Origin of the sequence: Vibrio sp. CCB-PB317 (assembly GCF_022808245.1) — a bacterium.
Taxonomy (GTDB): domain Bacteria; phylum Pseudomonadota; class Gammaproteobacteria; order Enterobacterales; family Vibrionaceae; genus Vibrio; species Vibrio diabolicus.
This window is the reverse complement of record NZ_JALGNU010000001.1, coordinates 743,064-767,595: the sequence shown is the minus strand read 5'-3', so window position 1 is coordinate 767,595 and position 24,532 is coordinate 743,064. Positions and strand designations below refer to the sequence as shown.

The 24,532-nt window shown below is 45.3% G+C and carries 18 protein-coding genes and 2 pseudogenes; 6 read left to right on the top strand and 14 right to left on the bottom strand.

Annotated features, from left to right (window positions below; genetic code table 11):
- Window positions 1-144: 144 nt before the first annotated feature.
- The 3 genes from tgt to MTR11_RS03570 form a co-directional block, all read right to left on the bottom strand.
- The gene (gene tgt / locus MTR11_RS03580; RefSeq protein WP_005391577.1) at window positions 145-1,293 is read right to left on the bottom strand and encodes a tRNA guanosine(34) transglycosylase Tgt; all 1,149 of its coding nucleotides are present in this window, start codon (window positions 1,291-1,293) and stop codon (window positions 145-147) included.
- 150 nt (window positions 1,294-1,443) lie between these two features.
- Window positions 1,444-2,496: a tRNA preQ1(34) S-adenosylmethionine ribosyltransferase-isomerase QueA gene (queA, locus tag MTR11_RS03575; RefSeq protein ID WP_046874341.1), complete on the bottom strand. Its 1,053-nt coding sequence runs from the start codon at window positions 2,494-2,496 to the stop codon at window positions 1,444-1,446.
- Window positions 2,497-2,766: 270 nt separating this feature from the next.
- Window positions 2,767-3,933: a S1 family peptidase gene (locus tag MTR11_RS03570; protein ID WP_243327025.1), complete on the bottom strand. Its 1,167-nt coding sequence runs from the start codon at window positions 3,931-3,933 to the stop codon at window positions 2,767-2,769.
- A 323-nt stretch (window positions 3,934-4,256) separates the two neighbouring features.
- Here MTR11_RS03570 and MTR11_RS03565 point away from each other — a divergent pair, with 323 nt between their 5' ends.
- The gene (locus MTR11_RS03565; protein WP_005391583.1) at window positions 4,257-4,706 is read left to right on the top strand and encodes a CBS domain-containing protein; all 450 of its coding nucleotides are present in this window, start codon (window positions 4,257-4,259) and stop codon (window positions 4,704-4,706) included.
- A 124-nt stretch (window positions 4,707-4,830) separates the two neighbouring features.
- On the opposite strand, the gene aceA is transcribed toward MTR11_RS03565, so the two are convergent.
- The 3 genes from aceA to MTR11_RS03550 all read right to left on the bottom strand — a co-directional run bounded on the left by aceA (window position 4,831) and on the right by MTR11_RS03550 (window position 9,405).
- The gene (gene aceA / locus MTR11_RS03560; RefSeq protein WP_005391585.1) at window positions 4,831-6,144 is read right to left on the bottom strand and encodes an isocitrate lyase; all 1,314 of its coding nucleotides are present in this window, start codon (window positions 6,142-6,144) and stop codon (window positions 4,831-4,833) included.
- 120 nt (window positions 6,145-6,264) lie between these two features.
- Window positions 6,265-7,893: a malate synthase A gene (aceB, locus tag MTR11_RS03555; RefSeq protein WP_054868178.1), complete on the bottom strand. Its 1,629-nt coding sequence runs from the start codon at window positions 7,891-7,893 to the stop codon at window positions 6,265-6,267.
- A gap of 606 nt (window positions 7,894-8,499) precedes the next feature.
- Complete coding sequence (locus MTR11_RS03550) at window positions 8,500-9,405, bottom strand: hydrogen peroxide-inducible genes activator (RefSeq protein ID WP_005383681.1); 906 nt, start codon at window positions 9,403-9,405, stop codon at window positions 8,500-8,502.
- A 199-nt stretch (window positions 9,406-9,604) separates the two neighbouring features.
- Here MTR11_RS03550 and MTR11_RS03545 point away from each other — a divergent pair, with 199 nt between their 5' ends.
- The 3 genes from MTR11_RS03545 (at window position 9,605) to ppk2 (ending at window position 12,090) form a co-directional block, all read left to right on the top strand.
- Window positions 9,605-10,216: a peroxiredoxin C gene (locus MTR11_RS03545; protein WP_005381738.1), complete on the top strand. Its 612-nt coding sequence runs from the start codon at window positions 9,605-9,607 to the stop codon at window positions 10,214-10,216.
- A 283-nt stretch (window positions 10,217-10,499) separates the two neighbouring features.
- A complete protein-coding gene (locus tag MTR11_RS03540; protein WP_109170053.1) occupies window positions 10,500-11,243 on the top strand; it encodes a copper homeostasis protein CutC in 744 nt (247 codons plus the stop codon).
- A 70-nt stretch (window positions 11,244-11,313) separates the two neighbouring features.
- Window positions 11,314-12,090, top strand: coding sequence for a polyphosphate kinase 2 (gene ppk2 / locus MTR11_RS03535; protein WP_047010197.1), 777 nt, complete (start codon window positions 11,314-11,316; stop codon window positions 12,088-12,090).
- A gap of 62 nt (window positions 12,091-12,152) precedes the next feature.
- Here the strand turns inward: ppk2 and phoU are convergent, their stop codons facing one another.
- The 5 genes and pseudogenes from phoU to MTR11_RS03515 all read right to left on the bottom strand — a co-directional run bounded on the left by phoU (window position 12,153) and on the right by MTR11_RS03515 (window position 17,611).
- Entirely contained in the window at window positions 12,153-12,851 is a 699-nt protein-coding gene (gene phoU, locus MTR11_RS03530; RefSeq protein WP_005381744.1) for a phosphate signaling complex protein PhoU, read from the bottom strand.
- A 30-nt stretch (window positions 12,852-12,881) separates the two neighbouring features.
- Window positions 12,882-13,700 (bottom strand): phosphate ABC transporter ATP-binding protein PstB, encoded by an 819-nt coding sequence (pstB, locus tag MTR11_RS03525; RefSeq protein ID WP_005381745.1) that lies wholly within the window; start codon window positions 13,698-13,700, stop codon window positions 12,882-12,884.
- Between the two features lie 2 nt (window positions 13,701-13,702).
- Window positions 13,703-15,079, bottom strand: a pseudogene (pstA, locus tag MTR11_RS03520) (phosphate ABC transporter permease PstA); the annotation flags it as partial.
- 65 nt (window positions 15,080-15,144) lie between these two features.
- A pseudogene (locus tag MTR11_RS24210) lies at window positions 15,145-15,376 on the bottom strand (phosphate ABC transporter, permease protein PstA); the annotation flags it as partial.
- Between the two features lie 30 nt (window positions 15,377-15,406).
- Window positions 15,407-17,611: an ABC transporter permease subunit gene (locus MTR11_RS03515; RefSeq protein ID WP_243327023.1), complete on the bottom strand. Its 2,205-nt coding sequence runs from the start codon at window positions 17,609-17,611 to the stop codon at window positions 15,407-15,409.
- Between the two features lie 207 nt (window positions 17,612-17,818).
- Between MTR11_RS03515 and ppk1 the strand changes: the two genes are divergently transcribed.
- Together ppk1 and ppx are read left to right on the top strand one after the other, a co-directional pair.
- Complete coding sequence (ppk1, locus tag MTR11_RS03510) at window positions 17,819-19,909, top strand: polyphosphate kinase 1 (RefSeq protein WP_243327022.1); 2,091 nt, start codon at window positions 17,819-17,821, stop codon at window positions 19,907-19,909.
- A complete protein-coding gene (gene ppx / locus MTR11_RS03505) occupies window positions 19,893-21,398 on the top strand; it encodes an exopolyphosphatase (RefSeq protein ID WP_243327021.1) in 1,506 nt (501 codons plus the stop codon). Before ppk1 ends, ppx begins: the two co-directional genes overlap by 17 nt.
- A 34-nt stretch (window positions 21,399-21,432) precedes the next feature.
- On the opposite strand, the gene MTR11_RS03500 is transcribed toward ppx, so the two are convergent.
- From MTR11_RS03500 to phoB, 3 genes are read right to left on the bottom strand one after another with little or no spacing between them, the layout of a single operon-like run.
- Complete coding sequence (locus MTR11_RS03500) at window positions 21,433-22,392, bottom strand: PstS family phosphate ABC transporter substrate-binding protein (RefSeq protein WP_237312538.1); 960 nt, start codon at window positions 22,390-22,392, stop codon at window positions 21,433-21,435.
- Window positions 22,392-23,690, bottom strand: a complete 1,299-nt coding sequence (phoR, locus tag MTR11_RS03495) for a phosphate regulon sensor histidine kinase PhoR (RefSeq protein ID WP_048626037.1) — start codon at window positions 23,688-23,690, stop codon at window positions 22,392-22,394. The genes MTR11_RS03500 and phoR overlap by 1 nt, the downstream gene beginning before the upstream one ends.
- 40 nt (window positions 23,691-23,730) lie before the next feature.
- Window positions 23,731-24,420 carry a phosphate regulon transcriptional regulator PhoB gene (phoB, locus tag MTR11_RS03490; RefSeq protein ID WP_005381752.1) on the bottom strand — a complete coding sequence of 230 codons (690 nt, stop codon included), beginning with the start codon at window positions 24,418-24,420 and terminating at the stop codon, window positions 23,731-23,733.
- Between the last annotated feature and the right edge of the window lie 112 nt (window positions 24,421-24,532).

Genomic DNA, 24,532 nt, shown 5'->3' with positions numbered 1-24,532 from the left:
ATTGATAATCCAACAAGTTGGGCTTTCGCATTTTAGATTCAAGTCTGAGAGTAACTAATAGCGATCACTCTCTCAAAAATAACGTGCGTTAGCCTACTTTATTAGCAAAAGCCTCTGGCGACATGCCAAAGGCTTTAATTCTTTTTAGTCCGTCAATGACTGTTCTTTTGCTAGTGGTGGCACTTCACGGCCACGACGCTCATAGAACTCGGTAACAAACTCATCAAAACGATCTTCATCAATCGCTTTACGAATACTTTCCATCAGACGCTGGTAGTAGCGTAGGTTGTGGATCGTATTCAGACGAGCACCCAGAATTTCATTACAACGCTCTAAGTGATGAAGGTACGATTTACTGTAGTTTTGACAAGTGTAACAGTCACAGTGCGGATCCAACGGGGTTGTATCCGTTTTATGTTTCGCATTACGGATCTTGATCACACCACCAGTCACAAACAGGTGACCATTACGCGCGTTACGCGTTGGCATTACACAGTCAAACATGTCGATACCACGGCGAACACCTTCAACCAAGTCTTCTGGTTTACCCACGCCCATTAGGTAGCGAGGCTTGTCTTCTGGAAGCTGCGGACAAGTGTGCTCAAGAATACGGTGCATATCTTCTTTAGGCTCGCCTACTGCCAAGCCACCAACCGCGTAACCGTCAAAACCGATTTCCGTTAGACCTTTTACCGACACATCACGTAGATCTTCGTAAACACCACCTTGAACAATACCAAACAGGTTGTTCGGGTTTTCTAGCTTCTCGAAGTGATCACGTGAGCGCTGTGCCCAACGTAGCGACATTTCCATCGATTTCTTCGCTTCATCGTGTGTCGCTGGGTATGGCGTACACTCGTCAAAAATCATGACGATATCAGAACCTAGGTCTTTTTGAATTTCCATCGACTTTTCTGCGTCCATGAAAATCTTGTCACCATTAACTGGGTTACGGAAGTGCACACCCTCTTCGGTAATAGTACGCATCTTGCCAAGGCTGAATACTTGGAAGCCGCCTGAATCAGTAAGAATAGGACCGTGCCAGTTCATAAAATCATGCAAGTCGCCGTGCATTTTCATGACTTCTTGACCTGGACGCAGCCAAAGGTGGAACGTGTTACCTAGTAGGATTTCTGCGCCCGTACCTTTCACTTCTTCTGGCGTCATGCCTTTAACCGTACCGTAAGTACCAACTGGCATAAACGCTGGGGTTTGAACAGTGCCACGTTCGAAAGTCAGTTGACCACGACGCGCATTGCCGTTTTTCTTCTTAAGATCGAATTTTAATTTCACGATGCCTCCGGGTGTCAGAGAAACAGTCTGACTGAGTGTTTAGGGCTCTACCCTACTTTAAGGAGCGGTCGCTTTTCCTTGCGAGAGATAAAGCAGAGGTTCTGCTCTATTTCCTAGCTTACTGCTAGCACTCGTAAATCTTATTTTTTACTAAATCGTTTTCTTCTTGATGAACATTGAATCACCATATGAGAAAAAGCGATATTTGTTTTCTACCGCATGCTTGTAAGCATTCATGGTGTTCTCATAACCTGCAAATGCACTCACCAACATGATCAGTGTGGATTCTGGCAAGTGGAAATTGGTAATCAAGCAATCCACAAGCTGATATTCGTAGCCAGGGAAAATAAAGATTTCTGTATCACCAAAGAATGGGACCAACTCAGTCCCTTTTTTCAATGCGTCTTGCGCTGCGCTTTCAAGTGAGCGTACCGATGTAGTACCAACAGCAATAATTCGTCCACCGCGCGCTTTCGTCGCTTTAATTGCTTCGACGACTTCTTGCGGTACTTCTACGTACTCAGCGTGCATATGGTGATCGTTGATGTTTTCTACTTTTACTGGCTGGAATGTACCAGCACCAACGTGCAAAGTGACGTAAGCAAACTCTGCGCCTTTCGCTTTAATTTTCTCTAGTAGAACATCATCAAAATGAAGACCCGCTGTCGGCGCCGCTACTGCGCCTGGCTTCTGGTTATATACGGTTTGGTAACGCTCTTTATCTGCATCTTCATCTGGGCGGTCAATGTAAGGAGGAAGCGGCATGTGGCCGATTTCTTCCAAAATTTCTAATACCGTCTTATCAGCGTTAAATTTCAGTTCAAATAGAGCGTCATGACGCGCCACCATTTCTGCTGAGTATTCATCATTCTCGCCAACAATGATGGTCGTACCTGGTTTTGGAGATTTAGAGCAGCGAACGTGCGCGAGGATGCTTTTCTCGTCAAGCATGCGCTCCACCAGCACCTCTAGCTTACCACCCGACTCTTTACGACCAAAAAGACGAGCAGGTATAACACGAGTATTATTAAACACCACGAGATCACCGGGTTGAACTTGGCCCAATACATCAGTAAATGTGCCATCAATTAGCTCTCCGGTATTGCCGTCCATTTGTAATAGTCGGCTAGCGGTACGCTCTGGCTGAGGGTAACGAGCGATAAGTTCATCTGGAAGGTCGAAATGGAAATCTGATACTTGCATGTTACTTGTCTTATATATTGGTCAAATCACGTCTAGGACGACGATAAAATTGCGACGAGTTTTTCGCAGCAGACTAGTATATGTTTACATGCTGCAATAGCAAGCAAATCCCCAGAATATCACTGTAAAAGCCATGATGAAGAGTGTAATAAAACGTGAAAAACCGCGATCACTTGGCATTATTTTTCAGTTTAAGTCGAAAGAAATGGAACATTAAAAAGCAAAGCAGCGCATAACGCTGCTTACTCGTTTGGTATTCAAATAGCCCTATCAAACCTCACGCCTTCGCCACCACGCCAAGGGTACGAATAGACCCAATAGCCACAGACCCAAACTGCCACCATCATCATCTGACCCTTTGAAATCACAGTTATTAGTTGCGATACCGTCGTGACACTCTTTATCTCCGCCGACTTCGTTATTAGCCTCTTTAATAAAGTTCGGTGCAATGATGTAGCTACTTGGTGGCGCATCGGCAGTAATGTAAGACTGTACCCAGTCGTAATATTGGCTCACCTTGGTGTAGAAACTTGGAATCGTCAAAGAGCCACAAGTCGGAAGAATGAGAGGTCCACCACTAACAATACCAATCTGTTTTCCCGTCGCCACATCGACCAGCGGCCCCCCACTGTCACCTTTACATGCAGAGTTGCCATATTGGGTGTGGCTATCCGGCTCTAATACTCGGTTTTTCGTTGGTAGCGTACAAATTTTGGTTTGGTTTTCTCTTGAGTCGATGATCCCCGGAAAACTGCTGCCAATTTCTAAACGCTCATAACATTTGTCGATGGGTAAAAATGTACTAATGGTGGTTTTGAGCGTATTGGAAGGTTCAGAAGCATCCGGCTGAGTGGTCCCCCACCCAAACACTTGCACATTTTCGACACGTTGATTGGTCAGGTAATTATCGTTCCAATCCACTGCCAAACGCGCTTCGATACTCTCCATGTCGGCTTTGTTTGCTAAATCAGCAAAGCTCGCGTTTGCCACTGGGCGCGTGAGATAGAGCAACGCGATGTCTGAGTCTAAACCGGTTTGGATAGGTTTCACGTTACCACTACTGTCAGTCTCAGCTTTTGAAATCCGCGTGTAATCAGGGTGAACCACAACGTGAGACACCGGATAGAAGTTATCAAGCCCTGCTGAATTAAGTTCATGCACATTCGCATTCACCGACAACTCGCCCGGCGGGGTCACATAGTAGCTTGCTTCGTTCGTTCCCTGCCCCATTACCACGCAGTGTGCCGCAGTCAACACCCACTGCTCCGTCAGCATGGTGCCGCCACACAGTGGGAACTCTGCCATATTACTTGCTCGTAAAGTAGCACGATCAACAGAGTCGGTTAGTTCATCTCCTAACACAATCGCCTGTGCTGATTGCACACTGAATGCTGCCACTGCCAGCGCAATGAGTTTGTTACACGTTGTTCTTTTCATTTAGGTTGCTGTCTTCAATTTGGTAAGCCTGAACGTATCTTCTTCGAGAGACGAATCTTGGAAAATCCAGCGAATAAAAATGTGCGATTCAATTCATTGGATTACCTTGGCGATCCATTCAATATCAATTAAAAATGCCAACTGACTCGCACACAAACCGACTTATTCAAATTAATAAAAACGTCGATAAGACACAGATTACGCAGACAAAAAGAAGCGCAAGTGTATTGTGCTATTTAATTGATGAAAAACGAGTTAGCTCCCAGATATACAGAAAAATATTCTCTATATTTAAGAGAAGGACAATGCCGCTGGAGGTCTCTATGATCAAGGTTGAAGACATGATGACTCGTAATCCTCATACCTTACTGCGCACGCACACCTTGCGTGATGCAAAAAGCATGATGGATGCGCTTGATATTCGACATATTCCGGTTGTTGATGCCAATAACCACTTACAAGGCTTGGTGACTCAACGCGACATTCTTGCTGCTCAAGAATCGAGCTTGCACCCAGATGAGGCTGAACAATCTTTTACTCTAGATACACCGCTCTACGAAATGATGCACACCAACATCATGACGGCCGAACCCATCGCGGGGCTTAAAGAGAGCGCTATCTATATGCAAAAGCACAAAGTTGGCTGTTTACCTGTTGTCACCAAGGGTCGATTGGTAGGCATCATTACTGACAGTGACTTTGTGACCATTGCGATTAACTTATTGGAACTGCAAGAAGAAGTGGAACCCGAAGAAATCGAGCCAGAAGAATAATACGCAAACGCTTTATCTTGGGTGTAAATTTCGTTTCTTAAACGTTTTAAACGAAAAAAGAGCGGCAGGGTTGCCGCTCAAAATGCCATTACTGACGCTGATTAAGGAAGTGTTTCTCTGCCAATTAGAATTGGTCTTCTTCGGTCGAACCTGTCAATGCGGTCACTGAAGAGTTACCACCTTGGATAGTATTGGTCATTCTATCGAAGTAACCTGTACCTACTTCTTGTTGGTGTGCAACAAATGTATAGCCTTTTTCTGCCGCCTGGAATTCAGGACGCTGAACTTTCTCAACATAATGACGCATACCTTCACCTTGAGCATAAGCGTGTGCCAGTTCGAACATGTTGAACCACATGTTGTGAATACCTGCTAGCGTGATGAATTGGTACTTGTAGCCCATGTCTGCCAGCTCTTGTTGGAACTTAGCAATAGTTTCGGCATCTAGGTTCTTCTCCCAGTTGAAGGACGGCGAACAGTTGTATGCCAACAATTGATCTGGGTATTCAGCGTGAATCGCTTCTGCAAACTTACGTGCTTCTTCCAAACATGGCGTCGCTGTTTCACACCAGATCAAATCTGCATACGGTGCGTAAGCTAGGCCGCGAGAGATGGCTTGGTCGATACCTGCGCGAACGCGGTAGAAACCTTCTTGAGTACGCTCACCTTCAATAAAGTCTTTATCGTATGGGTCGCAATCTGAAGTAATGAGATCTGCCGCATTCGCATCAGTACGAGCAATAACCAAGGTTGTTGTACCCGCTACATCAGCAGCTAAACGAGCAGCAACCAGTTTTTGTACCGCTTCTTGCGTTGGAACTAATACCTTGCCGCCCATGTGGCCACACTTTTTCACCGATGCTAGCTGGTCTTCAAAGTGAACGCCCGCTGCGCCTGCTTCGATCATCGACTTCATGAGCTCGTAAGCGTTAAGCACACCACCAAAGCCCGCTTCAGCATCCGCTACGATTGGTAGGAAGTAGTCAATACCGCCTTCATCTTCAGGCGATTTACCTGCAGACCATTGGATTTGGTCTGCACGACGGAACGAGTTATTGATGCGTTTTACTACTGACGGTACAGAATCGACTGGATATAGAGACTGGTCAGGGTACATCGTTGAAGCGGTGTTGTTGTCCGCCGCTACCTGCCAACCAGATAGGTAAATCGCTTCAATACCAGCCTTAGCTTGTTGAACAGCTTGGCCACCAGTTAACGCACCAAGACAGTTTACGTAACCTTTTTTCGCGCTACCGTTGACCAGTGACCAAAGTTTGTCTGCACCACGTTGTGCAATTGTGTTGGCTGGTACCATAGAACCACGCAGTTCCACCACTTCCTCGGCAGTATATGTACGCTTTACATTTTTCCAGCGCGGGTTAGTTGCCCAGTCTTTTTCCAGAGCTTCAATTTGTTGGCGGCGAGTTAAGTTAGTCATTGGTCTATCCCTCTTTATAATTTGCACTTTATGCGTGTGCGTTGAGTTTCCGTTCTCAGGCAGTACTTCCCTATCTGCCTTGAAAATCCTTCACGTTATTGGTGTTACAGTTATTCTTTATTAATCCAGGTAGTCATAACCAGGAACTGTTAAAAAGTTGGTCAGCTCATCGCTCGTAGTGAGCCTTGCCATCAAGTCTGCCGCTTCTTCAAATCGACCCGCTTGGTAGCGCTGCTCGCCAATTTCTTGTTTCACGACTTCAATCTCTTCTTTTAGATAGAGCTCGAACAGATCCTTAGTGACCTTCAATCCGTTATCTAGCGACTTGCCGTGTTGAATCCATTGCCAGATAGAAGCGCGAGAGATTTCAGCTGTCGCCGCATCTTCCATCAAGCCATAAATCGGTACACAACCATTACCAGAAATCCAAGCTTCGATGTATTGCAGCGCAACACGAATATTGTGGCGCATTCCGGCTTCTGTACGCTCGCCTTCACAAGGCTCGAGTAGTTCAGCCGCTGTAATAGGTGCATCCTCTGAACGACTCACATCCAATTGGTTGGTGCGCTCGCCCAGTACAGCACTAAAAACTTCCATCGCGGTGTCAGCCAAACCTGGATGAGCTACCCAAGTACCGTCGTGACCATTGTTTGCTTCTAGCGATTTGTCAGTCTGGATCTTGTCTAATACTTTTTGATTCTCTTGCGGGTCTTTCGCTGGGATAAAGGCGGCCATTCCTCCCATCGCGAAAGCACCTCGTTTATGACAAGTACGCACCAATAATCGCGAGTAAGCGTTCAAGAATGGCTTGTCCATAGTGACCACTTGGCGATCTGGCAGTACGCGTTCAGGGTGCTTCTTCAAGGTTTTGATGTAGCTAAAGATGTAATCCCAGCGACCACAGTTCAAACCAACGATGTGTTCTTTAAGTGAGAACAGAATCTCATCCATTTCGAATACGGCTGGTAAAGTTTCAATCAGCACAGTCGCTTTGATGGTGCCTGTATCAAGACCGAAATAGTCTTCCGTGAAATGGAACACTTCGCTCCACCACTTCGCTTCGTGATGCGATTGCAGTTTTGGAATGTAGAAATAAGGGCCGCTGCCTTTTTGAAGTAACGCTTTGTAGTTGTTATAGAAGTACAGAGCGAAATCAAATAGCGCACCTGGAATGATCTGACCGTGCCACGTAACGTGTTTTTCTTTTAAATGAAGGCCGCGAACACGGCAGATCAACACCGCTGGGTCATCTTCCAGCTGATAATGCTTGCCATTGCCAGGGTTGGTGTAACTGATGGTGCCATTCACGGCATCGCGTAAATTCACTTGCCCATCCAGCACTTTACTCCATGCTGGAGACATTGAATCTTCGAAGTCTGCCATAAACACTTTCACATTCGCATTCAGTGCGTTAATCACCATCTTGCGATCAGTTGGTCCGGTAATCTCCACACGGCGATCTTGCAGATCTTGTGGGATTCCCAGGATCTTCCAGCTTCCTTCACGGATGTCTTGTGTCTCTGGTAAAAAGTCTGGCAGCTCACCTGCATCGATACGCGCTTGCTTCTCTTCTCGTGCTTCCAGCAACTGCTCAACACGTCCGGCAAATTTTTCACACAGTAGAGATAAAAAGGTTTGGGCTTCAACAGGGAAAATTGCTTGATGCTCTGGAGCAACGACTCCATTCACCTCAAGCATGCCTTGGGTTTGCTTTAGTTGTTGTGTTTTTTGTTCTGTCTGAGCAAGCATAATCATTCATCCTTAACGTGCTTTATCCATCTTGGGCAGTCAGCGTAAAGCTACATTTGTAAGTTATGAACAACAAATTACATCCTTTAACTTTGTGTTCAACTCGTCTAGCCATGTCGATAGATTGCGTAATGTTATGTGTATTTTCAATCTAGACATAAGTCTTATCGGCCTTTAAATAAGCTATCTCAACAAAGGGTTTAACGAAACCCCCAAGATAAACAAAAAAGAAAATTCGAAGTTTTATTCGGCAGGGTAAAAACCGCCTATCGAACACCTATTTTTGTAAGTTATTACGTAATTAAATTACATTAATTTTAAGGTCGATTTATCATTTCAAACGAGTGTATGAATATAGACTGGCAAACAAACACCTTGTATTCACAAGGGCTGGCAAGGTGGATTCAAACAAGGGTCAAACAAGACATACAAGGTTTTGTGTAAAATTAACATTGTGAAATTTCACTATTTTATGAAAGCTTCATCAAAGAAGAGCTGTAAAATTTTACAAGTCAAAGTTCACCAACAGAATAAAATACTAGAAAGCGCACTGTTTTCAGTGCGCTTTTAGATAAATAATGGAGATGTAGAGGCTAATACTAATAGCTAAAGCAGTTCGGAAACGACTTCTGCAAGCTGATTAAATGTTTTCGTTCTTGATGAACTCGGACGCCAAACTAAGCCAATTTCGCGATAGGCTTGCTTTCCTGGGGGATCGATCACGACTAAATTCTGGTTATGCAGTAGGCCGTGGTCGATAGCCATTTGAGGAATGAACGTTGTTCCCAAACCATTCGCAACCATTTGCACCAAAGTATGAAGGCTGGTTGCTGTAAACGGATTAATTTTTTCTTTATCTGTTAATTTACACGCAGATACCGCGTGTTCCGTTAAGCAATGCTCTTTCTCTAATAAAAAGACGGATTCGTCAGGTAAATCTGCGTAACGAATCGGCACAGGCACCGATTGGGCTTGATTCGCACTAATAACCATTCGAAACGGATCCTTACCCACCACTCGGCTTTCCATACCGTCAATTTCGACTGGCAACGCTAAAATGAGTACATCCAGCTCACCGTGTCTAAGCGCTTGAAGTAAGTTTGTTGTCGTGTCTTCTCTTAATAAAAGATTCAGTTGTGGGAAACGGTAGTTAACCTCTTGCACCAAATCACACAGTAAAAACGGAGCAATTGTTGGTATGCATCCCACTTTTAGCTGGCCTTGCATATCGTCGCCTTGGCACATACGTCCAAGCTCGACCAAATCTTGCCCTTTTGCTAACAGCTCTCGCCCCTGCTTTACTACCATTTCTCCTGTTTGGGTAAAAACCAGTGGACTTTTCTTGTCTTTCTTTTCATATAATGGACAACCAATCAATTCCTCTAAGTTTTGAATACCTTTACTTAAAGTCGACTGACTGACAAAACAACGCTCTGCAGCGTCACTAAAATGTCTTGTTTCATGCAGTGTGACTAAGTAGTGCAACTGCTTCAAACTGGGCCATTTATTCATAATTGTATTTGTATCTACCGCCGTTCCAGTGATCGAGTTAAGAGTTTTGCTATTATCGTTTTTTTCGATTAACTCAATCTATTTATTTCGCTTTTTTCAATACTACAATCTGTACTATAGTTTGTCTCGTACAAACACGGACCAAACCGACACAACTGAATTCGGTTTGGAACTAACCATACTTTTTAGGAGCAAAAAAATGGTACTAGTAGGTCGTCAAGCCCCTGATTTTACTGCAGCAGCTGTTCTAGGTAACGGTGAAATCGTTGAAAACTTCAACTTTGCAGAGTTCACTAAAGGTAAGAAAGCAGTAGTATTCTTCTACCCACTAGATTTCACTTTCGTTTGCCCATCTGAGCTAATCGCATTCGACAACCGTCTAGCTGATTTCCAAGCTAAAGGTGTTGAAGTAATCGGTGTTTCTATCGATTCTCAGTTCTCTCACAACGCATGGCGTAACACTGCTATCGAAGATGGCGGTATCGGTCAAGTTAAGTACCCACTAGTTGCTGACGTTAAGCACGAAATCTGTAAAGCTTACGACGTTGAGCACCCAGAAGCAGGCGTTGCTTTCCGTGGTTCTTTCCTAATCGACGAAGAAGGCGTTGTACGTCACCAAGTAGTTAACGACCTACCACTAGGCCGTAACATCGACGAAATGCTACGCATGGTTGACGCTCTTAACTTCCACCAGAAGCACGGCGAAGTATGTCCTGCACAATGGGAAGAAGGTAAAGCAGGTATGGACGCATCTCCAAAAGGTGTTGCAGCGTTCCTATCTGAGCACGCAGCTGACCTAGGCAAAAAATAATAGACCTTCACCCTAGCTCAACGGGTGTGATGGTTGGATGTATATAAAGCAAAAAGCTAATGCGGAAAACCGCAAACGCCAATCAGTCTAAGTAAAGTCCTATCAAAGCCCAGAGCAAATGCTCTGGGCTTTCTTTTACCTTCAGATAAACCGCCAAAATGAGGTAACGCTGCAGCGTAAACTTTACCTCTATTTCTCATGCCCTCCATACAGATTCTGCTTACTGGCCCTGTTAATATCTTAGCCACAACACTTATTTGTAACGTTAGCAGGATAAATGAACGTGGTTACTCACCTAGAAGTCTGTATCGATAATATTGAATCTCTGCACTACGCCATTGCTGGCGGCGCCACTCGGATTGAGCTTTGCTCCTCTTTGGCTTTAGGCGGACTAACACCCAGTTATGGCTTTATGCAGCAAGCGGCTAAGCTTTCTAGTGTTCCAGTTTATGCCATGATCCGCCCACGCCAAGGTGACTTCTTCTACAATGAAGAAGAGATCGAAATGATGCGGTGGGATATTGAAGCGGCTCACCAATCGGGCTTGGATGGTGTGGTTTTAGGTGTACTCACTCAAGAGGGGGATATTCACATGCCCTTTGCAACAGCACTGTGCGAATTCGCACAGGAATTAGGGCTGGGCATAACGTTCCATCGTGCTTTTGATCAATGTAGAAACGCTCAATCAGCATTGGAAGAGGTCATCAGTTTGGGCTGCGAACGCATTCTCACTTCAGGGCTCGCACCTTCTGCGCCAGCAGGCCAGAAAGTACTTAAATCTCTTGTTGAACAAGCCCAAGGACGCATTGCAATCATGGCGGGTGCTGGCGTTAATGCGAGTAACGTACGTGCATTAGTAGAAGACACTCAGGTTCCTGAAATCCATTTGTCAGGGAAAACGACTCGACCGAGTAAAATGACCTTTATTGCTGAACAAAGCAAAATGGGCGCAACTGATGTCGATGATTTCTTAATCCCCATCACAAGTACACAAGCCATTACCGATGTCGTAGCAACTCTCAAATAGACCACCGCAACCTCACACGCATAGCTTTTGAGTGCTAACATATTGTTTATCAAGGAGTGAGGAAAGATGTATGTCTAAATTGAAGAAAAAGGAATACGAAAAGGAGCTCAAAAACCTTCAAGTTGAGCTCGTAAAACTTCAAGAGTGGGTCAAACACAAAGGGTTAAAAGTGGTGGTTCTGTTTGAAGGCCGTGATGCTGCGGGCAAAGGCGGGGTGATAAAGCGAATTACAGAAAAGCTAAACCCGCGTGTTTGTCGCGTAGTGGCTCTGCCTGCACCGACAGAAAAAGAAAAAACGCAATGGTACTTCCAACGTTACGTCGCTCATTTGCCATCTGCTGGTGAAATCGTTTTATTTGACCGAAGTTGGTATAACCGAGCGGGTGTCGAAAAAGTCATGGGGTTCTGTACTCCAGACGAATACGAGGAGTTTTTACGCTCTTGCCCTGAATTCGAGAGAATGTTGCAACGCTCTGGGATTATTCTGATTAAGTATTGGTTTTCGGTTTCAGACGAAGAGCAGGAAAAACGTTTTCTAGGTCGAATTAATACGCCGATTAAACGTTGGAAATTCAGCCCAATGGATTTGGAGTCACGTCATCGCTGGGTCGAGTATTCTGAGGCAAAAGATAAAATGTTCGCTTACACAGATACGAAGAGCTGTCCTTGGTGGGTCGTGCCCTCTGACTCGAAAAAGAAAGCGCGCTTGAACTGCATCAGTCATTTACTTAGCCAGATTGATTACAAAGCACTTGAGTACTCACCCATCGAATTACCTGAACTCAATAAAGAAGGTTACGTCAGAGCGCCCATTGATGATCAGACCTTCGTTCCTGATAAATATTGACGTGCTTTCCCTCTCCCTAATAAATAGACCAGCCTAAAAGCTGGTCTATTTATTGAAATCAGTTACTTCAGTACGTCATCAATGCTTTGATCACCTAGATGGCGTACATCTTTCCCTTTCACGAAGTAAATAATGTATTCACAGATGTTCTGGCAACGGTCCCCCACGCGTTCAATCGCGCGTGCAGACCACATCACTTGCAGAATGTTGGGAATATTTTTTGGGTCTTCCATCATGTAGGTCATCAACTGACGAATTACCGCTTCATATTCGGCATCTAGCTTGTCATCTTGTTTGTGCACCTCTGCTGCCGCTTCCACATCCATGCGGGCGAACGCATCTAAAACCTGATGCAGCATATTAATAGCCTGACGGCAGAGAGGCTCTAACGACACTTGGAACTGTCGTTCTTTTGATGATGGGCTTTCAATGGCAACGTAAGCAATGCGTGTCGCCACGTCACCGATACGTTCTAAATCAGTGATCGTTTTGATGATAGCCATGATTAAGCGCAAGTCTTTTGCCGTTGGCTGACGCTTAGCAATAATGCGTGTGCAGGCGTCATCGATCGAGACTTCCATCGCATTCACTTTATGATCGTCACGCACAACCTTACGCGCCAGTTCGATGTCTTCTTTATGCAAGGCTTGAATAGCATACGAAAGCTGCTGTTCTACCAAGCCACCCATGGTCAATACATGAGTACGAATCGATTCTAGCTCTACGTTAAACTGCCCTGAAATATGACGTCCAAAGTGCATGATGTTCCTTATTCCGTATAGAGTCGCGACTTAACCGTATCGACCCGTAATGTAATCTTCGGTCTGTTTCTTCATTGGCGAGGTGAAGATCGAGTCCGCGTCAGAGTATTCAATTAACTTACCCATATGAATGAATGCGGTGTGATCACTCACTCGCGCCGCTTGCTGCATGTTATGGGTAACGATAACGACAGTATATTGAGTCTTAAGCTCATTGATAAGCTCTTCAATAGTTAAAGTTGAGATTGGATCCAACGCTGATGTCGGCTCATCCAATAACAGGACTTCCGGCTCAATCGCCACCGCGCGCGCAATGACCAAGCGCTGTTGCTGACCACCAGATAAACCAAATGCGTTCTCATGCAAGCGGTCTTTGACCTCATCCCACAACGCCGCCGAGCGCAAGGATCGCTCCACTGCGTCATCTAAACTGCGGCTGTTTTTTACACCTTGTAAGCGTAAGCCATAAACTACGTTTTCATAAATAGACTTAGGAAATGGATTGGGTCTTTGAAACACCATCCCCACTCGGCGTCGAAGTGTCGCAACATCGACATTGGGATGATAAACATTCTTGCCATGTAGACGCACTTTGCCTGTGACTCGACACCCTTCCACTAAGTCGTTCATGCGATTGATGCAACGTAATAACGTCGACTTTCCACACCCTGAAGGACCGATAAAAGCGGTGACTCGCCCTTTGGGAATTCGCATCGAAATATCATGCAGCGCCTGAGTTTGACCATAGAACAGATTAAGGTTCTCGATTGAGATGGCTGTTTGTTCATCCGTTAAATTATGAACGTCCAATGGTGGCTCATAACCTAATGTACTATCAAAATTAAACATACTTAATCTTGTCCTAACGTTCTGTATTTTTCTCGTAAATTATTGCGAATACTGATTGCTGTTAAGTTTAGCCCGACAATCACTGTCACGAGTAAGAAAGAGGTGGCATAAACTAATGGTCGCGCAGCTTCGATGTTGGAGGTTTGAAAGCCAACATCGTAAATGTGAAAACCTAAATGCATGAACTTTCTATCCAAATGCACATAAGGGAATTGCCCGTCAACCGGTAAACTGGATGCCAATTTCACGACCCCCACCAGCATCAGTGGCGCTACTTCGCCAGCTGCACGCGCAATCGCAAGGATGAGCCCTGTGATAATAGCTGGCGTCGCCATAGGCAAAACCACACGCCATAGTGTTTCGAACTGAGTTGCACCAAGCGCCAGAGAACCATGTCGTACTGAGCTCGGAATACGAGTTAAACCTTCTTCTGTCGTCACAATCACAACTGGAAGCGTCAGCACGGCAAGAGTTAGTGCAGACCATAACAAACCCGGCGTACCAAAGGTTGGTGCCGGTAGCTTCTCCGCATAGAATACGTTGTCGATAGAGGCACCTATCGTATAAACGAAGAAGCCTAAACCAAACACGCCATAAACAATCGATGGAACACCCGCTAGGTTTATAACTGCAATACGAATAACCCTGGTTAGAGCGTTATTCTTAGCGTATTCATGCAGATAGATAGCGGCGATCACCCCAAGTGGCATCACAATGATCGACATGATAAGTACTAAGAAAACCGTACCAAATATCGCAGGGAACACGCCTCCCTCGGAGTTAGACTCTCTTGGATCTTCAGATAAAAACTTCCAAACCTGCTTCCCCCAGTGCATGACTTTATCAGGCAGTGACATTTGGTTTGGGTACCAGTAGTCCAAAATGTCTTCGAGCGGAATCGATACTTGTGAGCCCGTCATATCCTCGACAATCAGGGCATAGCCAGAAAGCTGTAATCGTAAGCCATCAAGCTGTAAATCTAACGTCGCCAGAGCTTTCTCTATCCGCTCTTTTTTCGTCTGGTTTTCCTTTAAGAAGCTTTCTGTCAGCGTGTCATTCAACTCATGCTTGCGCTTTTCTAATCGCAACTGCTCTAGCTTCCAACCAAGCTCTTTAAGCTGATCGACAACCAAAGAGTCAATCTCATGGCGCAGAGTTTCTGCATCATCAAGTTTTTTGTTCAAGATTGATTGAATATCGTTGGTGTATATATTATCGCCATCTTGAAACGCCACCAGCTTACCAAAGAAATAACCACCGCTACTGCGCTCTATCACCGCCCACTCTTTTGGCGTCGTTGGGTCATCCAACTGCATTTGCAATACGGAGATAAAATCAGCAGGATACAACTCTCGGTTGGCGATTTTGATACTGAGTCGCGTAGCAAAGTCTTCATCGTCTTCTAATTGCTGCGCCGCGCTTTCAGGCAGATAACTCTTCGGTACAAAACTGCGTTCATACACTTGACCAATCAGAATAGTATTTTCATGTAGCACTTCGCCTTGCACAGGAGTCAGCGCTGCAACATTCCACTGATACAAGGGTGCTGGCCAAAAGTAAGTCAGGCCTTTCCAGCCGATAAGGAGTAACAACCCTAATACCGACAACAAACTGATGCTGACTGCACCGCCTGTTAGCCATATCCACGGTGCGCCAGAACGAATCCAATTTAACACGTCATTACTCGCTCTTTATTCAAACCATTATTACAACGCACGGTACTTGTCTCTCAGTCTCTGACGAACCCACTCCGCAAGCGCGTTTACTGCAAACGTAAACACAAACAAAATCAATGCAGCTAGGAACAGCAGGCGATAATGCGAACTTCCAACTTCCGACTCTGGCAACTCAACGGCGATGGTCGCCGACAGGCTGCGCAATCCTTCCAAAAGATTCCAATCCATTAATGGCGTATTGCCCGTTGCCATTAACACAATCATGGTTTCACCAACAGCGCGTCCCAGGCCCATCATAATGGCAGAAAAAATACCTGGGCTTGCGGTAAGCAAGACAACATAGATTAAAGTTTGCCAAGGCGTGGCCCCTAATGCCAAAGAACCATCCGATAAATGTTTCGGTACAGAGAAAATGGCATCTTCGGCGATGGTAAAAATCGTCGGGATAACAGCAAACCCCATCGCTAACCCCACCACCAATGCATTGCGTTGATCGTAACCAATACCATGCTCGGTTAAGAATAAGCGCATATCGCCACCAAAGAACGTCTGCTCAATCGTAGGCGAAATCCACACGCCAAGCCCAATCAGTACCAATATGACAGGCATGAGCACTAAAGCATGCCAACCATTAGGCAGACGATTACGCAAAGGTTGCGGTATTAATGCCCATAGCCCGCCCATAATCATGGTGCTCAAGGGCAAAACAAACAGCATGACGACGATCGTAATCAGGTGATCTTCGACAATAGGCGCGAACCACAGCCCCGCTAGGAAACCAATGATCACCGTCGGCAGTGCTTCCATTAGCTCAATCGACGGTTTTACGACACGACGCATGCGTGGCGACATAAAGTACGCCGTATAAATAGCACCTAGCACTGCGAGCGGTACTGAGAACAGCATCGCAAACATTGCCGCTTTTATCGTCCCGAACGCAATAGGTACTAGGCTGAACTTAGCCTCAAAGTTATCGCTCGCCGAGGTCGATTGCCACACAAATTCAGGCTCAGGATACCCTTCGTACCACACTTCTTGCCATAATGAGGACAAGGAAATTTCCGGATAGGCATTGTCCACTTCCGCAACATTTAACTCATTACTTTGCCAAGTGATTAAGTAGCGTTCATTGTTGGACATTGCTGCGATTGCGGGCGCTTGATTGTAAGCACGCTTAAACAACACCAGTTTTTCACTGGTTGTATAATGGCTTTGCAACGTGCCGTTGGTGTAAAAGCTATAAAATCCTTTTCGATGAGAATCCGGCAACAAATACTTAAGCTCTGATGCCAATTTAAAATCACGAATATGCGTTAACGTGCGTCTCTCTTCTTGCAGCGTATCAAACCATTGCGACACCCGACCATCGTTGTGTGTCACCAAAAGCGAGTAAGCACCAGCCAGTAGGTCCATTGTACGAACGGAGTGCTTCTTATCACCTTGAGTGAGGTCGACCACCTCTCGCACAGCAAATTTACGTGCGGTTTTCTTCAACACGATCAGCTCAGAGCCATCGCGCAAATAAAGCGTTTCACCATCAGGTGTCAATAACATTTGCTGAGGTGCATCAAAGCCTGAAGAGAACGTAAAATCGATCGTTGTCGGAGGTGTACCCAAAGACGAAGCCACTTGCCAACGAGCCTTCACTTCACCGCTTTGTGTCTGCCAAACAATTGTTGGTAAGGGCGTTGAAGCTGCAAACACAAACTGAGTCACAGGATCTTGAGGCGTACTCAGCGTCAGATCCATGCTGGTGTCTAGCTCAATCACTTCCGGAGGACGTGTATTTTCTCTCAACGTGGCATTAAATTCAGGCTTGAAAAGGTGCGCTTTACCCTGCCCATCAACATACCCATACCAACCTAGTCCAGGAGCAGATTGAGAGAAAGCGACGGGTTCCTGGACGATTTGCTGTTTATACACCGCAGGTTTCGTAGGATCGTCCATCGACAAATATTGAATCTCACCACTTTGGGTTAGAACGAACGCGAGCTGAGCGTAATCATCCACCGAAATCGCCAGTGGTGTTTCAATATGAGTAGCTCGAATGGCTTGGTTGGTTTTGATCTCCGCATCAGAAAAAAGCGGAATGATCACCATGGCGAGGTAGACAAAGATCAAAATAAGCGCCGCGAGTACGCCGACGCCACCGGATGTCACTGCAAGTCGAACTAAACGATCTTTTATCAGTCGTTTCTTATCTTTTTCCTGCAATGAAAACTCGGCTTGTGCCATTTAAATCTCTACCTTTTTTGACTTAGTACTAGAATATGTCGTTAAGATGACAATTATATTACAGATCACATTAAACACCTGAAAAGAATACAACTCTTATGCAATGCGTGGTATGAAATAAATCTGTAATGAAAATCTCATAATGTTCTCACTCATCCATTTTTCCAAGATGAGTACGTATTACTTCACTTTTGGCTAGGTAAGGTTATGAGCGCAGAAAAACTATATATAGAAAAAGAACTGAGTTGGTTGTCTTTCAACGAACGAGTATTACAAGAAGCTGCCGATAAAACCGTCCCTTTGATCGAACGTATTCGCTTTCTTGGGATCTTTTCCAACAATTTAGATGAATTTTACAAAGTACGCTTTGCGGACGTGAAGCGCAGAATCCTAATCAGCCAAGAGCGCGGTGGTAGTGATAGCCCTAAACGACTGTTAACCAAAATGCAGTCGAAAGCACTAAAGCTTAACGAACAATTTGATGAGCTTTACAGCGAATTGATTCGAGAAATGGCGCGACGTCGCATTTTCTTGGTCAACGAACAACAACTGGATGAATCGCAACAAAAGTGGATCGCGAAATACTTCCGTAGAGAGGTCATGCCGCATATCACTCCCCTCCTAATGAAAGACGAGATCGATGTTCTGCAATTTCTCAAAGACGAGTACGCTTACATCGCCGTAGAACTGCGTAAAGAAGAACATTATCAGTACGCTCTGATCGAAATTCCGACCGATCACCTTCCCCGCTTTGTGATGGTACCAGAACAGAAAGGAAAGCGTCGAAAAACCATCATCTTACTTGATAATATTATCCGCCACTGTTTGGATGAGCTGTTCAAAGGCTTTTTTGATTATGATGAGCTTAGCGGCTATGCGATGAAAATGACGCGTGACGCCGAATACGATTTACGCAACGAAATCGAATACAGCTTGCTCGAACAAATGTCGGAAGGTGTCAATCAGCGACTGACAGCAAAGCCCGTTCGCTTCGTCTACGAACGTGATATGCCGCCCCAAATGCTAGAGTTTCTTTGTAACAAGCTCAATATCTCTAATTACGATAACCTTATCCCCGGCGGCCGCTATCACAATTTTAAAGACTTCATTGCTTTTCCAAATGTTGGGCGAGAGTACCTTGAAAATAAACCGCTTCCGCCAATGAAATGCGCCGATTTCGAAGGTTACGCTAACAGCTTTGATGCGATTAAAGCGAAAGATATTCTACTCTATTACCCCTACCACACTTTTGACCACATTAGTGAGTTGGTGCGCCAAGCCTCCTTCGATCCGAAAGTACTTAGTATCAAGATTAACATTTACCGTGTCGCGAAAGATTCTCGCTTGATGAACTCATTAATTGATGCGGTGCACAACGGCAAAAATGTCACAGTGGTCGTGGAGCTGCAGGCTCGCTTTGATGAAGAAGCCAATATCGAATGGTCAAAAGTGTTGACCGAAGCTGGTGTGCACGTCATCTTCGGAGCGCCTGGCCTTAAGATTCACTCAAAGCTACTGATGATCAGTCGCCGTGAAGGTGGAGAAATTATTCGCTACGCGCACATCGGCACAGGCAACTTCCATGAGAAGACGGCACGAATTTATACCGACTTCTCTCTCCTTACCGCAGATCAAGAAATCACTAACGAAGTTCGTAATGTCTTCGGTTACATTGAGAATCCATATCGCCCAGTGAAGTTCAACCACCTCATGGTATCTCCACGTAATTCTCGTACCCAAATCTACCGCCTGATCGATAATGAAATTGCGAATGCCAAGCTCGGCAAGAAAGCCGCCCTTACGATCAAGGTCAATAACCTAGTCGATAAAGGCATCGTCAATAAGCTATATGGAGCAAGTACGGCGGGAGTGAAGATAAATATGATCATTCGCGGCATGTGCTCCTTAGTACCAGGCATTGAGGGAATCAGCGACAACATTCGGATCATCAGTATTGTTGACCGCTTTTTGGAACACCCACGCGTGGTGATTACCCATAACGATGGCGATCCGCAAGTCTATATCTCCTCTGCTGACTGGATGACAAGAAATATCGATCACCGCATTGAGGTGGCGGCGCCAGTCCGTGATCCACGTTTGAAACAGAGAATTATTGATATAACGAATATCCATTTTACCGATACAGTAAAGGCTCGTTTTATAGATAAGGAAATGAGTAACGCTTACGTACCACGAGGTAATCGCAAAAAAGTTCGTTCTCAAATCGCTATCTATGACTATCTTAAAAATATAGAAAAGCAAACTAGAAAACAAAATTCAGATGCCTCAAATACTTGAACAAGATACTCGCTACATTGCCGCGATAGACCTCGGCTCAAACAGTTTCCACATGGTGGTGGCCAAGGTTGTAGGCAGTGACTTACAACTGGTTAGCCGTCATAAACAGCGTGTTCGCTTAGCATCAGGACTCGACAGTGAATTGAACTTAAGTCATTCCGCGATGGAACGTGCGTTAGAGTGCTTAGCCATGTTCGCTGAGAGACTGCAAGGGCTTGATGAGTCGAATGTGCGTATCGCCGCGACACACACACTAAGACGCGCTAAAAATGCTCATCTATTCATTGAGCGTGCGAAAGAAGTGATGCCCTTCCCAATAGAAATCATCCCAGGGGAAGAAGAAGCCCGCTTGATTTACTTAGGTGTCGCTCATACTCAAGTAGAGTCAAACTCCAAGTTGGTCGTTGATATTGGCGGCGGCAGTACCGAAATGATCATTGGACAAGAGTTTGAACCTGAGCTTCTCAACAGTAAACAGATGGGATGCGTCAGCTTTACAGAGCAATATTTTAAAAACGGCAAACTGTCTGGGAAAAACTTTAATAAAGCGATGTTAGCCGCCGAGCAAAAACTCGAGTCCATCGCTTCAGCATACCGTAAAAAAGGCTGGGATATCGCTCTCGGCTCATCAGGAACCATCAAAGCGATTCAAGAAGTGCTAGTAGGATTAGGTTTTGAAGATGGCCTGATCACCGCGAAGAGACTGGACACGCTTATTGAAACTCTGTGTAATTTTGATTCAATTGAAGAGATTGAACTGACAGGTTTAACAGAAGAACGTAAGCCCGTATTCGCGGCAGGCGTGGCGATTTTGTCCGCAATTTTCAAAGCACTTCGTATTGAGCAGATGTTTTTCTCCGATGGTGCTCTGCGCGAAGGTCTGTTGTACGAAATGGAAGAGCGTTTTGCGCGCTCCGATATACGTATGCGCACAACTGAAAATTTAGCCAACAAACACCGGGTTGACTTAGAGCATGCTGCTCGTGTTAAAGGCCATGCACGTGAGATGTTATGTCAGGTGCGCTCTGAACTAGGCATTAAGAAAAAGAGTGAGTTATTTGACTTACTAGAATGGGCAGCATTGCTTCATGAAGTCGGATTAAGTATCAACTTACGTAGCTTCCATCGTCACTCTTTCTATATTCTGTTGCATTCCACTCTACAAGGCTTCAACCGTGAACAGCAATTAGTGCTCGCAACATTAGCCCGCTTCCAACGCAAAGCACTTAAACTGCAAGAACTGCCAGTTTTCAACCTCTACAAACAAAGTGACGTGATAAGCCTCATCAAAATATTACGACTTTCTATCGTATTAAATGGACAGCGTAACGAAGATCCATTGCCTGACATCACTTTATCCATCAAAAATGATGAATGGATTCTTACGTGCACAGATAAAGCATGGCTAGAAAACAACAAATTGCTTCATGCTGATTTACAGGAAGAACAAGAACGATGGAGCAGCGCGAAGTGGACACTCACTTTCTGATCTCACACTGTTCACGCCTAAACAAAAAGTCGGCTTATAGGCCGACTTTTTTTAATTCTTCTTCTGCAAAATCTGCTGTAATGGGTACATAGCCATCTTTCTCAACCAACGCTTGTCCCTGAGCGGAGAAAATAAAGCGAATAAACTCGGCTTCTATTGGTGTTAATGGGTAATCCGGGTGCTTATTCACATATACATATAAGTAACGTGATAGTGGGTACTTACCACTAACAATATGTTCTCGCGTTGGCGTCACATAGTCATTCCCCGTTTTTGCCACCGGAACTAAGCGTACGCCTGCTACTCGATAACCAACACCGGAATAACCAATTCCACTGATGGTTGACGCAACAGCTTGCACAACTGACGCGGAGCCTGGCTGCTCGTTAACTCGGGTTTTAAAGTCGCCGCCACATAAGGCATTGCTTTTGAAGTAACCATAAGTTCCAGAAACGGAGTTACGACCAAACAACTGTACGTTTCGCTTTGCCCACTGTGATTCAAGACCGAGTTGCTGCCAGTTTGTGACAAATTGACTTTCACCACAGCGCAGAGTTGCAGAAAACAAAGCATCTAACTGACTAAAGTTGAGCCCTTGAATTGGATTGTCTTGATGGACAAAAATACCGATAGCATCGATCGCAACCCTAAGCGCCGTTGGCTTGTAACCATGTTCACGTTCAAACGCTTCAACCTCTCTTAAACGCATCGGGCGACTCATGGGACCAAACTGAGCTGTTTGTTCGGTCAATGCTGGGGGCGCCGTGGAAGAGCCAGACGCTTGGACTTGCGCATTAATATTCGGGTAAATGGATTTAAACTCTTCAACCCAAAGTGTTGTCATGCCCGCAAGCGTATCGGAGCCGACAGAGAGCAAATTCCCGACAATCCCAGTCGTTTTATGATAATTCGGCAATGGTTTATCTTGAGCAACAGCCATACCGGAGCAAGCAAGAACCAGTAGACTGAACACTTTTGCGACTCTTAATGCCATTATTTCACCACCAAACGTTCAGGCAATACAAAAGAAAACTTACTGCCCACGCCCACTTCACTGTGAATTTCCAAATGAGAATCATGGTGGCTCAGCGCATGTTTCACAATAGCCAACCCTAACCCACTCCCTCCGGTATCGCGTGATCTTGCTTTATCGACGCGATAAAAACGCTCAGTAAGTCGATGGAGGTGCTGAGGCTCTATACCATCACCACTATCCTCCACCTCTAAGCATGCGCCTTGAGATGTCTGGAACCAACGAACATTAATGTTCGCGCCAGGCGGTGTGTATTTGACAGCATTATAAACGAGGTTAGAGATAGCACTACGTAACTGGTCATCATCGCCCAGTACACGTAGGCTAGCATCAACATCAAATTTCAATTTATGTTGGTTGTCCCCACTTAGGCTGACCGCCTCTTTTTCTAGTACTTCTAGCATCGCAGGTACATTCACGACATCTTCAAGCTCATGCATAGGTGCCGCTTCAATTTTAGATAGCGTCAGTAGTTGGTTCACCAAACTGTTCATGCGGTTGAGCTGCTCCGTCATAACACCATGCGCTTTGCTCCACATTGGGCCCACAACCATGTCAGGATCTTCTGTCATCTCCAAATAACCTTGCAGCACCGTCATTGGTGTACGAAGTTCATGAGAAACGTTAGCAAAGAAGTTGCGGCGCATTCCCTCAAGTTGTTTTAACTGGCTAACATCACGCACCACCATCAAATGTTCACCTTCGGTATACGGTACGATACGTAGTTCTAGCATGCGTTCGACATTGAGTGGTGAGCGCATTTCCAATGGCTCAGAGAAGTCTTTCTTGTTGAGGTACTTGATAAAATCAGGCGTACGAATGAGGTTGGAGATAGGTTGACCAGAGTCTTCCGGCCAATGGAAACCCAATAAGTGTTGAGCCAGTTTGTTACACCAAACGATATTGCCTTCAGCACGGAACACCACGACGGCATCGGGTAACGATTCCGCACCATTTCTGAATCGGCGAATGAGATTAGTAAGCTCTTTGCGTTTACGGCGTTGGCGCTGCTGTAAGCGATACAAGCCATTGAACAAAGATTCCCAGTTACCGCTACCAGACGGTGGCGTAAGGCGCTTTTCATCCCATAACCAAGAAGATAAACGTACTTGGTTATGCAAATGCCACACAAGCTGCAATGCCGTAGCTGCCAAAAGCAACCACGGCATATAACCGAATATCCAACCTACTATCACCCATGGGGTGTAAAAAAAAGCCAGCTCCCAGGCCAGCTTTTTCCACGTTAATCTTTCAACCACTCATAACTCCAGAAATGGTACCGATAAGCTGCGTGTTAATTTATGCCTTTGTCGAGAAGCGGTATCCAGCACCACGAACAGTTTGGATCAGCTTATCATGACCTGCGGCTTCCAATGCTTTACGCAGGCGGCGAATATGAACATCGACCGTACGATCTTCGACATACACGTTAGTACCCCAAACATTGTTTAATAGCTGCTCACGGCTGTACACACGCTCTTGATGCGTCATGAAAAAATGCAGCATTTTAAATTCTGTTGGGCCCATATCTAATGGTGCATCATTAGCCGTGACACGGTGTGATACAGGATCAAGCTTCAATCCCTGCACATCAATTACGTCTTCCAGTGCGGTCGGGGTTACACGACGAATCACCGCTTTTAAACGGGCAACCAACTCTTTAGGAGAAAATGGCTTAGTAATGTAGTCATCCGCACCGACTTCTAAACCGCGCACTTTATCTTCTTCTTCACCACGAGCGGTAAGCATCACAACTGGAATGTTGCGCGTTAATTCCTCTCGCTTCATATGCTTGATGAAGTTAATGCCGCTGCCGCCTGGTAACATCCAATCCAGTAAAACTAAATCAGGGAAGGGTTCAGCCAGTTTGGTTACTGCAGTATCGTAATCTTCCGCTTCTACCGCTTGGTAACCTTTCTGCTCAAGTACGAAGCACAGCATTTCGCGAATAGGAGCTTCGTCTTCAACAACCAGAATCCTTCTAGACATAATTGAGTAACCTTATGTTCGTTGAGCTAATGAATTTAAGAGACAAAGCGCCCCTCTATGCATAAGCATTATCACTACCAATTATGACACTTTTGTGACCTTTGAAAACAAA

What these genes read in the sequence shown, in the direction of transcription:
- MTR11_RS03570 (WP_243327025.1), bottom strand. Translation starts at nt 3,933, where the DNA reads ATGAAAAGAACAACGTGTAACAAACTCATTGCGCTGGCAGTGGCAGCA.
- MTR11_RS03565 (WP_005391583.1), top strand. Translation starts at nt 4,257, where the DNA reads ATGATCAAGGTTGAAGACATGATGACTCGTAATCCTCATACCTTACTG.
- aceB (WP_054868178.1), bottom strand. Translation starts at nt 7,893, where the DNA reads ATGCTTGCTCAGACAGAACAAAAAACACAACAACTAAAGCAAACCCAA.
- aceA (WP_005391585.1), bottom strand. Translation starts at nt 6,144, where the DNA reads ATGACTAACTTAACTCGCCGCCAACAAATTGAAGCTCTGGAAAAAGAC.
- MTR11_RS03550 (WP_005383681.1), bottom strand. Translation starts at nt 9,405, where the DNA reads ATGAATAAATGGCCCAGTTTGAAGCAGTTGCACTACTTAGTCACACTG.
- MTR11_RS03500 (WP_237312538.1), bottom strand. Translation starts at nt 22,392, where the DNA reads ATGGCATTAAGAGTCGCAAAAGTGTTCAGTCTACTGGTTCTTGCTTGC.
- phoU (WP_005381744.1), bottom strand. Translation starts at nt 12,851, where the DNA reads ATGCACTTTGGACGTCATATTTCAGGGCAGTTTAACGTAGAGCTAGAA.
- queA (WP_046874341.1), bottom strand. Translation starts at nt 2,496, where the DNA reads ATGCAAGTATCAGATTTCCATTTCGACCTTCCAGATGAACTTATCGCT.
- ppx (WP_243327021.1), top strand. Translation starts at nt 19,893, where the DNA reads ATGCCTCAAATACTTGAACAAGATACTCGCTACATTGCCGCGATAGAC.
- MTR11_RS03545 (WP_005381738.1), top strand. Translation starts at nt 9,605, where the DNA reads ATGGTACTAGTAGGTCGTCAAGCCCCTGATTTTACTGCAGCAGCTGTT.
- ppk1 (WP_243327022.1), top strand. Translation starts at nt 17,819, where the DNA reads ATGAGCGCAGAAAAACTATATATAGAAAAAGAACTGAGTTGGTTGTCT.
- MTR11_RS03515 (WP_243327023.1), bottom strand. Translation starts at nt 17,611, where the DNA reads ATGGCACAAGCCGAGTTTTCATTGCAGGAAAAAGATAAGAAACGACTG.
- pstB (WP_005381745.1), bottom strand. Translation starts at nt 13,700, where the DNA reads ATGTTTAATTTTGATAGTACATTAGGTTATGAGCCACCATTGGACGTT.
- ppk2 (WP_047010197.1), top strand. Translation starts at nt 11,314, where the DNA reads ATGTCTAAATTGAAGAAAAAGGAATACGAAAAGGAGCTCAAAAACCTT.
- phoB (WP_005381752.1), bottom strand. Translation starts at nt 24,420, where the DNA reads ATGTCTAGAAGGATTCTGGTTGTTGAAGACGAAGCTCCTATTCGCGAA.